Source organism: Mesorhizobium sp. WSM4828 (genome assembly GCF_055811175.1).
Map to the genome: position 1 here is coordinate 1 of NZ_JBVVQK010000043.1, position 15618 is coordinate 15618.

Genomic DNA, 15618 nt, shown 5'->3' on the forward strand with positions numbered 1-15618 from the left:
GAATCCGTTCGGTGATCTGGAGCAACCGGCCAAGCTCGATTAGGGCAGGAACGCCCGCGCGGATCGGCGCTTGGAAAATCTCTTCGCCGACCCAGCGGAAGCGGAGCGCGCCAAGCCGCGTCTCGTCGGCGACGCCGAGCAGGTAGTCGCTTTCTACAAGCGTGCGAACCGCGCGGCCTTCTCGATCGGCGAGACGGCGTTCGGCGCGCTGCATGAGGCGCCGGCCCCAGGTATCCGGCGCTGAGTCGCCAATGGAGCCGAAAGTCGCAAGACCGGCAGGAGGGGCGAAGGCTCCGCGGGTCAGAGCAAGAGCTGGCTCCAGCGAGAAGCGGTCCGGATCCTCAAGCCATGCGCCGTCATACTCGAAAAGGATGGTCTCGGTGCCCCGGACGCGATTGCTCCTCGCCAGTCCGATCGGGCGTGTGCGGCCGTCCAGGTCGATATGGACCTCGAAGTCAGCCATCGCGGGACGATCCGGTTGGCCGCTTGAGGTGGACATGCTTGGGCAGGTCGGCGCTGGCGAGCGCCTGACCGACGCTGTCGTTGCTGATGTCGGCGATCTGGCTCAGGCCGTCGAGGAGGCCGAGCGCCTGCAGGACGCCGGCATAAATACCGACGCTGACGTTGGTGTCCCCGGCTTCGACCCTTTGCAGCGTCGAGCGAGACGTGAAGGCGCGCTCGGCCACGACCGCCATCGGCAGCCGTCGGCGTCGACGGGCATCATGGATGTCCGCCCCAAGCTTGCGCAGCGCGCGCCGCACCGCAGCAGGAGGGTTGTGTGGAGTGGGCATTATGACACCTTCGCACTACAGATTGGACGTTTATGTAGCACCAAGATTACAATTTATCTACCCCTTTAGGGCCTCATCCCAGTAGAGAACGAAGGTTCGATCTTACCACTGTCGTGACGGCATCGACCGGGACCCTCCGGACGTCGGCGATCGCGGCGACCGTGGTTTTCACGTCAGCGGGCTCGCTGGGACGACCGTCAACCTGAGTGAAAGGGCCGTCTGTCTCCGTCAGTAGATCTAGCCGCAGCGCTCGTGGATGCCGTTCATGAAACTTGGAAACAATCTCCGTGGGACTGATGGAGCAATGGTGGAAAGCACAGTCTCGCGGCAGCGCTTGCGTCGGCGGCTTCGCCGATACCTGTCACTGGATATTCGAGCGCGAAGTGATCGGGAGCGAAGCGGGAAAGGAATGCACGACAATAATGTCGAACGGCGCACCGACGACCATCGCCATGTCGAGAACACGCTGCAATTCAAGGGGGCGGTCGTCGGTGCCGCTCGCACCCGGTTCGAGAAATTCGACCGCCAACCGCCAATTGCGCTTGGCGCAGTATGCCAGCGCGTGCCGCGCCTGGTCCGGGATCGACCGGTGATTTGTCAGCTTGCCTACCCCCGGACACGCGCAAGTCGAGGGCCGCGCGCAAAGACGCGCCATCGGCTTCGCGGTTTGACTGCGTGGGCCAGGCCCCTGCGTGTCCTTCGGCGAAGCAGGGTCTTAGCCCATAGGGGTGACGATCCTTCGCACAGAAAGACAAAGACTATGCGGACATCATCAAGATATGATTCCAATGTGAAATTTTGAGTTTTGCGTAAAAACTTGTTCTCTCACGACAGAAAAAACTTGCAAGTCCGCAGCATCAACGATTTGTCACCTGTCCACACGAGTCCTGGCGTTTCAAGAACCGCGCCTGATCACCCTTTAGCTGCCAAGCGCGATCCGCGCCCGCCCGGGCTGCGCAACCTTGACGAGCTCCGCCCGGGCGAACGCTGACCGTCTCACAGTCAATGAGGCGTAAAAAAAATTGGACGCGGATGGGAGGCCGGATTGGGGAAAGCGCAAGCTCAAGCTCGAACGCTATATGGCTAGGCGGTTCAGCCAATAAGGTGTTTGGGTCTGCGAGCGGACACCGGCGTATCAGTAGATCGATCATCTACGCAAACTCTTCGATGCGTTCGTGGACAACCGCGCGCATTTGCTCCGCCATCTTCGCGCCTTGAGAGCCGTCTGATAGAGGCGGCGGCAATTCGAGGTGGTCGAGAGCGCGTGAGAGGCCTGCAACAAGATCGTCGATGCTGGTATCCGCATTGGCTGCCTTAAGACCAGCCGTGCTCGCGAAAACCTTGAAGTCGGCGCGCCGCAGACGATCGTCTTTGCCGTTCAGCTTGAGGGCCATCCGGTCTTTTTCGAGATGTGGAAACACGCGAGTCGTGACCGCGTCGTAGAGCGGAGCCATGCGGACTGAGCTGAACTGCGTGCTGCCCGGCTCTGCGATTTTCAGCGGTGCCGTGTTCTTCAGGTGCATGTCGCCATCGGCGATTAGCCAGGCGAATAAGGATCGCTTGAGGACAAGCAGGACGTCGTTTTCGGGGGACGTCGATAGCGGTCTTAGTGCCCGCGCGAATTCGCTCCATTGTGCCGTCGTATTTTGCTTCCGTGGGCACACCGAGCACTGAGCAAAAATCCTCAAGCGCCAAAAGACGCTTGTCGTCAAGGCTCGTTCTGATGTCGAACCGCTCGACTAGGAGCGCCGGAGGCATCCCGTCAGGCATGGGGACGAGCGCCGTCGCCCGGCGTCTTGAAACCGGCCGCGCTGCCCAAAGCGAGCGACTGCCATTCGATGACTGGCAGGGCCTCGGATCCACCTGTACCGGCAGGCTTGAGGATGTGGGTGAACGGTTTGCCGGTACTGGGGGAGAGAGTACCGTCGGTATCGAGGAACATCGGCGCTTTGATCTGATGCCCGATACACGGGGCGTATCGGCATGCTCGAAAATCTGCGCCAGATTGCGCTCGAAGCTCTGCTCTAAATCGCCGTGACCCGGCCCTGCGTACTGGCCAGTGAAGACAGAGTTCCGAGTAAATCCATTGAGCCGGGTTAGCAGGATGTTGGGTGGCAGGGCGGAAAGATCGCTCGCATGCTCGACGATGTTGATGTTCGACATGTAGCGTTTGCCCGAGCGCAGCATCGCGCGCTCGTCGCGGTCGTTCAACACTAGATTCAAGCCAGCCTTCCGGCAGCAGCGACAGGATGAAAGGAGGCAGCTTCCCCGGCGTGGTCTGGGAACAAGTGGCGGGCCATCCTGATCGTCTGGATTCAGCGCCACTCAAAACCATCATGTGTAAGATTACCGAGTGGAGCGCCGTGCCACGCTACTATCAGATCGAGCGCGGCTTCGTTGCGCGCAGGCTCCGCCGTCAGTGGACGGCGGAGGAGGAAGCGCTCGGCGTGCTCGCCTTCGCGATACCACTGGTTTGCGCGGGCAAGCGCCCATGTTGTGTCGGCAGCGCCTTGGGCGCTGCCGTATTCTTCTATCAGGCGGTTCGCAATTGCCTCGCGCATCGTCTCGTCGATGGATGCCGCGTGTTCGCTGCGCAGGCGGAAAGCTTCGAGGAAGCGCTGGCGCATCGAGGAGACGTCGATCCGGAATTCTCCCATTCCATCATCGACAATCGCTTGAGCGACTGATGGGTGGTCGGGAGCTGCGTTCTGAATGATTTCCAGCGAGCGCAAGCGCCTGCGCTGTATTCGTCGCCCGCTCAGGAACAGGCGGCCATCGCGGGTCGGACGGAGAAGGACAGTGCTCGCCGCCGTGCCTCAAGATCTTCCCCGGCATCGACATAGATGCCGCGCATTAGCTGGACGAGCTTGCCCGTTTCAGCCTGATAGTGGCTGCGGGTTTTATCGATGTTTTCCCCGACAAGGTGAAGGGCCATTGTTCTAACTTTCCCGGATCTGACATACGCGAAAGTTAGCCCGATCCGCACCACATTCGACAAATTTATAACTTTCGCGTAGTTACGTACGCGAAAGTTATAATGCTTTCTCGGGACGTCGGCGTTCTCCGGCTTCGCGATCGAACCGCCGGACGAGAACTGGGCTGCGAGGGCGAGCAGGCAGAAATCGAGGCGTTCATTCTGCCACACCGTAGTCGGATCCGCCACAAGTAGGTCGGCGGAGTCCTTCAGCTATTGTTGAGCGCGAGATTATTCGTCGTCACGGGCGCCCGTGAGCCGCGGGCCAACGCTCATAATGGCGGGCTCGGCGGAAAGCAGCCTCTTCGCCGCTGCCCTGACCTGTTCGAGTGTCACCTGCTCGATGAGGGCCGGGCGGCGCTCGATGTAGTCTATACCGAGCTTGTCGAGCTGCAACTGGACGAGCGTGGCTGCAATCGAGCTGGAGGAACCCAGATTGTTTATGGCATAGGCGCCGGTCAGATCTTTCTTGGTCGCCTCGAGCTCGGCCTCGGTCGGACCCTCTTCCGCCATTTGCTTCACCACCTTGCGCATCAGGCTGAGCGTCTCGGCCGCCCTGTCGGCGCGCGTTGCCGTAGTGACGACGATCGCGTTGGAATGCTGGTGGTCGACCAGAGCGGAGTCGACACCGTAGGTGAGGCCGCGCTTTTCGCGCACCTCCTCCCACAGACGCGACGTGAAGGGCGAGCCGCCGAGAATTTGGTTCATCAAGACCGCGGCGTAGAAGTCCGTCGCGCTGCGCTTGACGCCTGGCCAGGCCAGTTGCAGCGACGTCTGCGGCAGGTCATAGTTCACCTCTACCTGCTGGCCGAGCTTGGGATTAACATCGGCGACTGGGGCGAGGGTCTGCTTCTCAGGCAAATCGCCGAACAGCTGGTCGAGCTTTCTATTCAGCGTCTTCGCATCGACGTCGCCGACCACCGCGACATGCAGGCCGTCGCGGGCGAAATTCGCCTTGTGGAAGGCGCTGAGATCGGCCGGTGTGATGCCAGCGAGGCTCTCTTTGGTACCTTCGCCCGGCCTCGAATAGGGATGCGAGCCATAGATCGCTTCCAGCCATTTGCGTTGGGCGAGCGTATCGGGATCGCGCTCGTTGGCGATGATGCCGGACAGGATCTGAGCGCGGATGCGGTCGATCGGCGCCTGGTCGAAGCGCGGCTGGTTGACCGCCACGCGAAGCAGGTCGAAGGCGCCGTCGCGCTGCTCGGCCAGCATGCGCATCGAGCCATAGGTGCCGTCGCGCTGCGCCTCGAAGCTCATCTCGGCGCCGACATCGTCAAGCTTGATCTGGAAGGCCTCGCTGTCGAGGTCGCCGGCGCCTTCGTCGAACAGGCCGCTCATCAGATTGGCAAGCCCTTCCTTGCCGGGCGGATCCTGCGTCGCGCCGCCATCGAAGACGAAGCGGATGGAAATGATCGGCACTGTATGGTCCTCCACCAGCCAGGCGTTGATGCCCTTTTCAGATGTCACCTCCTGGATCGTCATCGCCGCACGGGCGATGGGCGGCTGCATGAGGAAGAAAATGGTAAGGGGAAGCATGGCAAGCAGAGTAGCGAGGCGCGAGACCCTCCCTTTTTCAAAGAGAGAGGATAGGGCGCGTGCAACGACGCCGCGATGTTGGTTCGTCATCACATCAATTCTCCGTCTTGGGCAAGAGATAGCCGGTGGTCGAATGGTCGAGATTGAGATAGCGAGCAGCGACCGCCTTGACTTGGTCCGCGGTGACCTTGCGGATGCGGTCCGGCCATTGCTGAACGTCCTGGACGTTGCCGCCGGTGGCGAGCGTCGAGCCGTAGATGCTGGCCATGTCCTCCTGCTCGTCGCGGGCAAAGATTATCGAGCGGACGAAACGGTCCTTGGCTTTTTCCAGCTCGTCGCTGGTAACGCCCTCTTTCGCGATGCGGGCGATCTCGGCGTCGACCGCTGCCTGGACGTCGGCAAACTTGGCGTCGCCGCCCGGCGCGCCATAGACGGTGAAATTGGTGTCGTCGAGCATGGTGCCCTGGAAGAAGGCGCCGGCTTCCGCGGCAATGCCTTGCCTGACGACAAGCTCCTGGTAGAGCCGGCTGCGGTTGCCGCCGCCGAGGATTTCGGACAGCACGTCGAGCGCTTCGGCTTCGCCTGGCTTTGCCGTGTGATAGGACGGAACCACCCATTGCGTGGTGAAGCTCGGCACGCTGACGCGCCCGTCGGTCAGCGTCACCGTACGCCTGGTGTTCTGCTCGGGCTCGACGGGGCGGATGCGCGGCGGCAGATCCGGGCCACGCGCGATCTTGCCATAGGTCTTTTCGGCCAGCGCCTTGACCGTTTCCGGTTCGACATCGCCGGCCACCACCAGCACGGCGTTATTGGGCGTATAATATTTGTTGTAGAAGGCTATCGCGTCGGTGCGGTTCAGCTTCTCCATCTCCTGCATCCAGCCGATGACCGGAATGCGGTAGGGCTGGTTCTGCCACAATGCGGTGGCGACTTCCTCATCGAGAATCGATTCCGGAACGTTGTCGATCCTCAAGCGGCGCTCCTCCAGGATCACATCCCGCTCGGTGTTGATAACATCATCCGTGAGGGTGAGATTGCGCATGCGGTCAGCCTCGAAGCTCATCATCTGCTCCAGGGCCGAGGGCGCCACTCTTTGGTAGTAGGCAGTAAAGTCATAGGAAGTGAAGGCGTTGTGCGAGCCGCCGATCTCGGCCACCGCGCGGTTCAACTCGCCGGCGGCATGGTTGCTGGTCGCCTTGAACATCAGATGCTCGAAGAAATGGGCAATGCCGGACTTGCCTGGCGGCTCGTCGGCACTGCCGATCTTGTACCACACCATATGGGTGACGATCGGCGCGCGGTGATCGGGGATGACGACCACTTCCATGCCGTTGTCGAGCAGGAAAGTCGTCGCCTTGATGTCATCGGTGGTCGCTAGGACCGGAGCGGTGCTCACAAACGCTAGCGCGGTCGCAAAAAGCGTCCCGCGCAGCCAGCCGGACCGAAGGTTCAGCGATGGCTTAGCTTGTGGTGATCGGGCGGTGGGCAAAGTTCGAGGCAAAGTGAGTTGTCTCCTATGTTGAGGGTGCTGCGTGCTCGTCCCACTTAGTAGTGGGAGAGAGTGGGGCGGTGGACAGCCCCGAGCCAGATGAGCCATCACGTTGCGAGGCCTGACTCGAGCGTCATCTTTGAGTGAATCAAGGTGAGGGGCATTCTTTGGTGGATGATCATCGGATGACTTCTCCTTAGTTTGTGAGGCGTTGCGGAATCGCGCACATACCGTGCCAAACGAGAAACTCGTCTCGGCAATGTGATTATCCGCAGTCTGCTATGTTGCGTATCCGACATTGTCGGACATCGGAGATCGCCGAATGGGAAGCGCGTGCCGCTTAACACGATATCTTCCCCGTCATCGCCGGATGGGCGGTGACCGCCGGCAGCATGAGCGAAATTGCGGCGAGAAAGCGCAGAAACGCCCCCCCCTTTTGTCAGCTTCGCCTTCCAGCTGAATGTGCTGCTGCGGTCAAATCAGGACCCGCAGCAACCGCCATAGATCTACTTCGTTGATGCAATATACCTTGTCGCTGATGATGTAGACCTTGTCGGTGTCGTTCCGCATGGCGCCGATCTTTGTTCTGATGGCGGCTAGCCGAAGGACTTGCCGCAGGAGCATTTGTGCCGCACGTTGGGATTGTCGAAAACAAAGCCCGAGGACTTCAGGTCCGTGACGAAGTCAACGGTCGTGCCGGTGAGATGGGGCTGGGAGCTTGCGTCGACGAACACCTTGATCCCGTCCGTCTCCATGACGGCATCCCCCTCGCGCAAGACGCTTTCCAGCCCCATCAGGTATTTGAAGCCGGCGCAGCCGCCCGCCTCGACCATGATGCGAAAGCCTTCCGCCGGTTCGTCGGCGCGGGAAAGCGCGGTCTTGATGGCGGCGACGGCGTCTTCAGTGAGTGTGATCATGGGATTATTTTCTGCTGATGCGTTCGCAAGCCACGCTGCACAGAACGTGCCAGAGAGGACAAATCCATAAAACAACGGTTTAGCGGATTTGGCCCCCAGTCTGACATCCAACAATTGTCGGATGTCGGACAGAGTGAAACCTTGCGCACAGAAAGCGGCATCGGACAAATCGCCAGTGTCCTCGCCTGAGCCAGCGTTTTCGATCAGATGAATGTTCACCAGTGTAAGGGTCGGAACACTTTAAGTCGTGCTGCGCCCCAAAAGCCGCGCCGCCGTCCCCACACGGTGCGAGGGCGAACACCGCGTGGTCGACAGCCGCATCGATCGCGCCTTCTCAAAGCAGGTGCCGTCGATTCTGCGTCGGCTCGTAGATGCCGAACGCCACTCGCCTGCTCGGCCCATGGCCTGCCGGGCGGTCCGCCACCTTGCGAGGGCCGACTGAGGCATTGTAGATGCCGTGAAGCCAGGAAGGTGGGCCAACGCGCCGCCTATGGAACAGCGCGTCGCTCGATCTGACGCGGTGGGGCTCCTGTTTCGCAAGCTGTTTGGCGCTGAGCGTCGGCACGACGGCTTTGAGGTCCTTCCGTGACACGGAATCAAGTAAACGGCGGATCAGGTGCACCATACAGGTCAGAACTGTCGCCTAGGAAAGGTGCCGCCGATCGCCCCCTCTTGCCCAAGCAGTTCGCCAGCTTGCCGTCTTACCAGCCTCGCCAATCTCGTTGCGTTCTTGTTTAGGCGTTGCAACAGATCCTTCAAGGAAATTCACGGGATCTTTGCGACCGCAAATCGCTGTCAATGGTACTACGCTCACCACAACTTTCGAGTTCAGTGGCGGCAGAAATCTGGTGTCGTTTTATGGTCCGCTGCCGAACAGCATTTGCGAAGAGCGCGAAATGATCAAGCCAGCAGGACGAGGTTTCGGTTCTTCTATTTGGCGTCGTTCTGACCAATGATGATACTGGTCGATCGTCTAATGACAGCAGCACACCTTGATCGCCTTCGGATCCTGGGCCTTTGCGCGCATGCCGACCTGACTGTCTGCGAACTAGCGGAGATTCTCGATCTTCGTCGGGAGCGCGTTGCGCGACACGTCCGGATGCTCGCCAGAGCCGACTTCCTTTGCGGCAACGGACAACGTCCTTGGTCCTCATATCATCTCAATGCAGAGGGCAAGGACGGAGGGTTGGTTCAATTCTTGGTCGATCTCCTGCCCCACGACGATGGGTATCATAAGCGGGACCTGGAGCGGCTCGAGGCGGTGCAAGACGCCTGGGCGAAGGGGACTGCTGCTTGATCTTGAAAGATCTGCCCAGATGGGAGCGCGAAACTACCATGAAGAACTCCACTGACGCAGCCATCGCAGAGGCCGGCACATACGGATGGTCTTCCTTGGTCCACGTCGATTGCCACGTTCACGAACTGCTTCAACGACAGAGGCGGCAGGAGCGAACGACGCTCAAACTCATCGCATCTGAGAACTTTGCCTCCTCAGCCGTGCTGGAAGCGACCGGCTCGATCTTCACGAATAAGTACGCCCAGGGGTATCCGGGTGAGCGCGACTACGAGGCAAACGAGATCGTCGATGAGCTTGAGACCCTCGCGATTGGGCGCTTGAAATCGCTGTTTGGCAGTGAACACGCCAAGGTCCAGCCTTATTCCGGCTCGCCGGCCAATCAGGCCATCTATCGAGCACTGTTGAGTCCGGGAGACAAAGTGATGGGCTTGCCTCTCCCCGAGGGCGGCCATCCGACCCATGGTTGGGCCGGCAACTTCTCCGGCCGCGATTATCAACACATCCCCTATGGGCTGCACGAACAGACGCAGCAAATTGACTATGACCGCTTGCGCGAGACAGCCAGGCGGGAACGGCCAAAACTCATTTGGGCCGGCGGAGCTGCCTATCCGCGTGTCTTTGACTACGCGGCAATGGCAGAAATCGCTGCGGAGGCTAACTCCTATCTCGTGGCCGACATTGCGCATATCAGCGGCCTGATTGTCGCTGGAGCGCATCCGAATCCCGTGGCCCATTGCGACGTCGTCACCAGCACGTCTCACAAGTCGATCCGCGGCCCCCGTGGAGGCTTCATTTTGTCGAAGAATGAAGATCGGTATCAGGCCCTCTATCATCCCACGAGTAAGTACAATCTCGCCAGACGGATTGATCGCGCGGTGTTTCCTCAACTGCAAGGTGGGCCGCACATGAATATCATCGCCGCGCTAGCTGTTGCTTTGCAGGAAGCCGCGACCCCGTCTTTCCGTACCTACGGTCATCAGATGGTCAGGAATGCCAGGGCTCTGGCCGAGGCGCTCGTGGATCGTGGTTATGACCTGGTCACCGGCGGGACTGACAATCACATGCTGATCCTTGATCTCCGGGGCCGGCCGCTATCAGGCAAAGCCTATGCCGAGCGCCTGGCAAGGGCAGGGATCATTACGAACTTCAATATGGTGCCGGGCGACCCGCGCGACCCGACGGTGACAAGCGGAATCCGCTTGGGGTCGCCGGCAGTGACGTCCATGGGCATGCGTGACGGGGAAATGGTGCAGATCGCCGCTTTCATTGACTCGGTCTGCCGCCAGCCCGAACGACCAGAAAGTTCATGCGAGCGTACGAAGAGACGTTGCCGACTTCTGCACTGCGTTCGGCGTCCCCGGCATCACCGACCGGTAAGCCACGCTAATCCAGAAACATCCCAGCTAACTCCAACACCTGAAGCGAGGGCATTCCATGACCAGACAGTTCGTGTTCTCTTCCGAATCCGTCGGCGCTGGACACCCGGATAAGTTGGCAGACAACATATCGGATGCCATCCTGGATGCCGTCCTTCGCGAGGATCCTAAGGCGCGCGTCGCTTGTGAGGCGTTGGTAAAGACGTGTGAAACGTTGGTGAAGACAGGGATGGTCGTTCTGGCTGGCGAGATCACCAGCCATGCGGAGATCGACTACAGCCAAGTTGCCCGCGATACGATACTCGATATTGGGTACGACGACGATGCCATCGGCTTTGATGGTCGACGTTGCGCCGTCGTTCTGGCTCTCACCGAGCAGTCGCCCGACATAAGCCAGGGCGTTGACGAAGGACGAGGGCAGGATCTCGAGCAGGGGGCGGGAGATCAGGGGCTGATGTTTGGGTTCGCATGCAGCGAGACCGAAACACTGATGCCCTTGCCGATCCAACTCGCCCACCGTTTGACGAAAAGACAGGCCGAGGTCCGGAAAACGGGGCTGCTTGGCTGGCTGCGTCCGGACGTAAAATCTCAAGTGTCCGTGCGCTACGAGGGTTTCCGCCCGGTGGCGCTGGATACCATAGTCCTGTCGACGCAGCATGACGAGGCGGTCTCACAAGACACGGTCCGCGAAGGCGTCATTGAGGAGATCATAAAACCGGTCCTGCCGACCCACCTGGATACTTCGGGGATCAGATTTCTGGTCAACCCAACAGGGCGGTTCGTGGTCGGTGGGCCTGCCGGCGACTGCGGCCTCACCGGACGCAAGATCATCGTCGATACCTACGGTGGAATGGGGCGTCACGGCGGCGGCGCCTTTTCGGGCAAGGACCCATCCAAGGTTGACCGCTCGGCGGCCTATGCCGCCCGGTATGTCGCGAAGAATATCGTTGCCAGCGGCCTTGCAGAGGTCTGCGAGGTCCAGCTTGCTTACGCGATCGGCGTGGCCGCGCCGGTGTCTATCCTCGTCAATACTTTCGGAACCGCAAAGATCGAGGAAAAAAGGATCGAGCGCCTTGTTCTTGAGCTGTTCGATCTCCGACCGAAAGGCATCATCAAAATGCTTGATCTCTTACGCCCGATATATCGCAAGACCGCGACATACGGACACTTCGGCCGTGAAGAGCCTGAGTTCACCTGGGAGAAGACGGACAGAGCCGACGACTTGCTGCGTGAAGCAGGACCGGCAGCTGCGTGATGGCCGCTGGATCAAGCGCATTCGGCAACCCATTTCAACTCGCGGACCCGCCCGCGCCCGGCGTGGCAGAAAGCCGGTGGGTTTTTGGCGGAGACATGAATTGATGCCGGACTATGACGTGCTTTGTATCGGAAATGCCATCGTCGACATCATCGCCCAGTGCGACGAGGCGTTCCTGGAGACCAACGGCATCATCAAGGGCGCGATGAATTTGATCGACACGCGGCGCGCCGAACTGCTCTACAGCCGCATGGGCCCGGCCATTGAAGCCTCGGGCGGCAGTGCCGGCAACACGGCGGCGGGCGTCGCCTCCTTCGGCGGTCGCGCCGCCTTCTTCGGCAAGGTCTCCAACGACGCGCTCGGCGAAATCTACGCGCACGACATCCATGCCCAGGGCGTCGCCTTCGACACCAGGCCGCTCAATGGCGAACCGCCGACGGCGCGCTCGATGATCTTCGTCACGCCGGACGGCGAGCGCTCGATGAACACCTATCTCGGCGCTTGCATCGAGCTCGGCCCGGAGGACGTCGAGGCCGACAAGGCGTCGGGCGCCGCGGTCACCTATTTCGAGGGCTATCTGTGGGACCCGCCGCGCGCCAAGGAAGCGATCCGGCAGACGGCCAAGCTCGCCCACGCCGCCGGGCGCGAAGTGTCGATGACATTGTCGGACTCGTTCTGCGTCGACCGCTACCGCGACGAGTTCCTCGATCTGATGCGCTCCGGCACCGTCGACATCGTCTTTGCCAACAGCCACGAGATCAAGTCGCTCTACCAGACCGCTTCCTTCGACGAGGCGCTGGCGCAGATCCGCAAGGACTGCAAGATCGCGGCCGTCACCCGCTCGGAGAAGGGCTCGGTCATCGTCCGCGGCGACGAGACCGTCACCATCGAGGCGACCAGGATTCGCGAGCTGGTCGACACCACCGGCGCCGGCGACCTCTACGCCGCCGGCTTCCTCTACGGCTACACGCAAGGCCGCAGCCTGAAGCAGTGCGGCGATCTCGGCTCGCTGGCCGCCGGGCTGGTCATCCAGCAAATCGGCCCAAGGCCAAGGCAGAATTTGCGCCGCGAGGCCGGGCAGGCGGGGTTTGATCTAGCCGGCCGATGTTGCGAGGAGCTGCCCGTCTCGCCTCGTGCAGGCTCCAGCAGCTCGACCTGTCGCATGTATTGCTCACCCGCCATCGCCAACTCGTGTGGCAACAGGTCAAGTCGCTAGACCCGCGCCCCCGGCCGCACGCGGCATGAACTTCAAGATCATCCTGACGGCTGTGTGATCGACACGGACGGTTTGAACCGGAAAGGCGACAAAAAATGCGCTACGACATGGTCATCATCGGCGGAGCCATCGTCGGCTCCTCGGTCGCTTATTATCTGCGCGAGGAGGGGTTTTCGGGCTCGATCGCGCTTGTCGAGCGCGACCCGCAATTTTCCCATGCGGCGACCACGCTGTCCTGCGCCTCCATTCGCCAGCAGTTCTCGATCCCGGAAAACATCCGGCTGTCGCAGTTCACGCTGAAACTGTTCCGGCGGCTCACGGAAGAGTTTGGCGCGGACGCCGATATCGGTTTTCGCGAAGGCGGCTATCTCATCCTTGCCGGCGAGAACGGGCTGCCGATCCTGCGAGCCAACCACGAGGCGCAGATGGCCGAGGGCGCTGACATCGTGCTCGAGGATGCCGAGGCGCTCGTCCGCCGCTTTCCGTGGCTGTCGGTCGAGGGCATCTCCGCCGGGGCCTATGGCCGCAGCGGCGAAGGCTGGTTCGACGCGCATGCGATGCTGATGCTGTTCCGCAAGGCACTGCGGACGAAGAACATCGATTTCATCACGGCGTCGGTGACGGGTATCGAGCGGCTAGGCGGCCGGGTCAGTGGTGTATTTCTGGACAATGGCGAGCGGCTCGAGGCCGGCACCGTCGTCAACGCCGCCGGGCCGAATGCCGGCAAGGTGGCAGCAATGGCCGGGCTGGTGCTGCCGGTAGAGCCGCGCAAGCGCAATATCTTCGTCGTCGAGGCGCGCGAGAAATATGACGACATGCCGCTGCTGGTCGACCCGAGCGGCATCTATGTCCGGCCGGAGGGCTCGGTCTACATCACCGGTGGCGCCGAGCCGGAAGAGGGCGAAGGACCAGCCGATCCCACCGACTTCGACCCCGACTGGCCGCTGTTCGAAGAGGTGATCTGGCCGGTGCTGGCGACCCGCATTCCGGCCTTCGAGGCGATCAAGCCAACGCGCGCCTGGGTCGGCCATTACGACTACAACACGCTCGACCAGAACGCGGTGATCGGCCCGCACCCCGAGGTCGGTAATTTCCTCTTCGCCAACGGTTTTTCCGGCCACGGCCTGCAGCAGGCGCCGGCGGTCGGCAAAGCGCTGGCCGAACTGATCGTGCATGGCGGCTATCGCACGGTGGATTGCTCCGCGTTTGGGTACAGCCGGGTTGCTGAGGGGCGGGCGTTTCGTGAGCTGAATGTGATCTGACGGAACCGCGGCGATCGCTTCGCGATTTTTGATGCTGGCGGGACAGAGGTCGCGCGAAAGATGCGACAGGCGGTGCCGCGGTACAAAGGCGTAGAGCTAAATGCGTTGGATCTGGACCGAAATCGAGCCTCAGACAAAGAAAAGCCCGCTGCCGGGAGGAGGTGGCAGCGGGCTCTATTTCGAATGAGACGCGGGAGGAGGTGCGCCCCAATCAGCGTCGGCACCACATCTGGGAGGAGTAGATGGCCGACAACATGATCATACCGATAGCCGCGGATATTGCAATGCACAATTTTCATATCGCAAGTGCGAAATGATGCCGCATCCGCTTGGTCGATCCTGAAAAAGTGCGGTCAGGCTGCGACTTTCTTGCGGGCACGCTTGGCAGGTGCCGGCGTTCCCGGTTCCTTCGGCTTGCGGCCCAGACCCATGGTCTTGGCCAATGCCGAGCGCGCCGCAGCGTAGTTCGGCGCCACCATGGGATAGTCCGCCGGCAGCTCCCATTTCGCGCGATATTCGTCAGGCGTAAGGCCATAGTGGGTAGCCAGGTGACGCTTGAGCGACTTGAACTTCTTACCGTCCTCAAGGCTGACAATGTAATCGGGTGTAACCGATTTTCTGATCGGTACGGCAGGCTTGAGAGCTTCCGGCTTTTCTGGTGCGGCACCACCAGCAGTGCCTGTCAATGCGACGTGGATCTGGCCGATAAGCCCAGGCAGCTCACCGACGGGAACCGGATTATTCGAAACATAGGCTGAGACGACATGGGCGGTGAGTTCGATGAGGCTGTCACCTTTGCTCTCAGTTTCTTCGGTCATGAAAACGCTCCTGCGGGCTTACACTAGGCGGTGGGGAATCAATTCATAGCTTAATAGTGACGACAGCGTTTGATGGCAACCAAGCCATTGCAAGATCTGTTGGCGGAACGCTACACAGCCGGCCGCAGTCGCGGATCTCCCTCTTGAACCGTCATCGTCCTGACAACACACTGTGCCATAGTCGCCGCGTCGATGCGGGCGCCTCTTCACGCAAACGGCTATTTGGAAGGTTGGTAGGAACGAATGAACGCTAAGGCTTTCAGCAGCCCCCTTTTTGTAAAGCGCGCAACGCACCTCATCCAAGAGATTGCCGGCCTTGCGGATGCAATCGATTTTCTCAATGAATGGCCGGAAGATCGCAGAGACCTGATCCACGAAGCCACCCTGAGGGCATGCTACGATGCATACGACGGGCGCAAGCCGGTAAGCACGGCGCGCAATGCATTTTTAGGCTTTGCGAAGCGGGTCGCCATATTGGAAGATCCCACCTCCGCGATGCAGTGGATCGCCGCCTGCAGATCGGGCAGTGGAAAAGTGCAGGTGTAGACTTCGACGAAGTGTTTGAGACTGGCGCGAGACGGGTCAAAGAGTGCAGTATGTCCAGGTCTCACAGCTACACCACCGAATGAGCAGCCGGAACCCGTTTGCGGCCCGGCGGGTGTGGCTGGCCGAGCAGCTTCACGA

Annotated in this window: 11 protein-coding genes and 4 pseudogenes; 6 read left to right on the top strand and 9 right to left on the bottom strand. The window is 60.8% G+C overall.

Features of this window, described 5'->3' with window-relative positions; all coding sequences use genetic code 11:
* The 8 genes and pseudogenes from AC0L2X_RS29435 to AC0L2X_RS29470 form a co-directional block, all read right to left on the bottom strand.
* A pseudogene (locus tag AC0L2X_RS29435) lies at nt 1–463 on the bottom strand (type II toxin-antitoxin system HipA family toxin); the annotation flags it as partial.
* The gene (locus tag AC0L2X_RS29440; protein WP_473600880.1) at nt 456–791 is read right to left on the bottom strand and encodes a helix-turn-helix domain-containing protein; all 336 of its coding nucleotides are present in this window, start codon (nt 789–791) and stop codon (nt 456–458) included. The pseudogene AC0L2X_RS29435 and the gene AC0L2X_RS29440, both read right to left, overlap by 8 nt.
* 73 nt (nt 792–864) lie before the next feature.
* Complete coding sequence (locus AC0L2X_RS29445) at nt 865–1122, bottom strand: TatD family hydrolase (RefSeq protein WP_473600899.1); 258 nt, start codon at nt 1120–1122, stop codon at nt 865–867.
* Nucleotides 1123–1152: 30 nt separating this feature from the next.
* Nucleotides 1153–1446 (bottom strand): recombinase family protein, encoded by a 294-nt coding sequence (locus AC0L2X_RS29450; RefSeq protein WP_473600881.1) that lies wholly within the window; start codon nt 1444–1446, stop codon nt 1153–1155.
* 496 nt (nt 1447–1942) lie between these two features.
* Nucleotides 1943–3726, bottom strand: a pseudogene (locus AC0L2X_RS29455) (type II toxin-antitoxin system HipA family toxin).
* A gap of 270 nt (nt 3727–3996) precedes the next feature.
* Nucleotides 3997–5394, bottom strand: coding sequence for a M16 family metallopeptidase (locus tag AC0L2X_RS29460; RefSeq protein WP_473600882.1), 1398 nt, complete (start codon nt 5392–5394; stop codon nt 3997–3999).
* A gap of 4 nt (nt 5395–5398) precedes the next feature.
* Nucleotides 5399–6901 (bottom strand): M16 family metallopeptidase, encoded by a 1503-nt coding sequence (locus AC0L2X_RS29465; RefSeq protein WP_473600883.1) that lies wholly within the window; start codon nt 6899–6901, stop codon nt 5399–5401.
* Nucleotides 6902–7389: 488 nt separating this feature from the next.
* Nucleotides 7390–7710 carry a HesB/IscA family protein gene (locus AC0L2X_RS29470; RefSeq protein ID WP_473506034.1) on the bottom strand — a complete coding sequence of 107 codons (321 nt, stop codon included), beginning with the start codon at nt 7708–7710 and terminating at the stop codon, nt 7390–7392.
* A gap of 976 nt (nt 7711–8686) precedes the next feature.
* Between AC0L2X_RS29470 and AC0L2X_RS29475 the strand changes: the two genes are divergently transcribed.
* The 5 genes and pseudogenes from AC0L2X_RS29475 (at nt 8687) to AC0L2X_RS29495 (ending at nt 14116) form a co-directional block, all read left to right on the top strand.
* Complete coding sequence (locus AC0L2X_RS29475) at nt 8687–9007, top strand: ArsR/SmtB family transcription factor (protein WP_473506058.1); 321 nt, start codon at nt 8687–8689, stop codon at nt 9005–9007.
* Nucleotides 9008–9045: 38 nt separating this feature from the next.
* Nucleotides 9046–10384 (top strand): annotated as a pseudogene (locus AC0L2X_RS29480) (serine hydroxymethyltransferase).
* Between the two features lie 57 nt (nt 10385–10441).
* Nucleotides 10442–11638, top strand: a complete 1197-nt coding sequence (metK, locus tag AC0L2X_RS29485) for a methionine adenosyltransferase (RefSeq protein WP_473600884.1) — start codon at nt 10442–10444, stop codon at nt 11636–11638.
* A gap of 103 nt (nt 11639–11741) precedes the next feature.
* Nucleotides 11742–12725 (top strand): annotated as a pseudogene (locus AC0L2X_RS29490) (adenosine kinase); the annotation flags it as partial.
* A 224-nt stretch (nt 12726–12949) separates the two neighbouring features.
* Nucleotides 12950–14116, top strand: coding sequence for an NAD(P)/FAD-dependent oxidoreductase (locus AC0L2X_RS29495; protein ID WP_473600885.1), 1167 nt, complete (start codon nt 12950–12952; stop codon nt 14114–14116).
* A 353-nt stretch (nt 14117–14469) separates the two neighbouring features.
* Here the strand turns inward: AC0L2X_RS29495 and AC0L2X_RS29500 are convergent, their stop codons facing one another.
* The gene (locus AC0L2X_RS29500; RefSeq protein WP_473560584.1) at nt 14470–14934 is read right to left on the bottom strand and encodes a Ros/MucR family transcriptional regulator; all 465 of its coding nucleotides are present in this window, start codon (nt 14932–14934) and stop codon (nt 14470–14472) included.
* A 243-nt stretch (nt 14935–15177) separates the two neighbouring features.
* Here AC0L2X_RS29500 and AC0L2X_RS29505 point away from each other — a divergent pair, with 243 nt between their 5' ends.
* Complete coding sequence (locus AC0L2X_RS29505; RefSeq protein ID WP_473600886.1) at nt 15178–15480, top strand: DUF982 domain-containing protein; 303 nt, start codon at nt 15178–15180, stop codon at nt 15478–15480.
* The last annotated feature ends 138 nt before the right edge of the window (nt 15481–15618 follow it).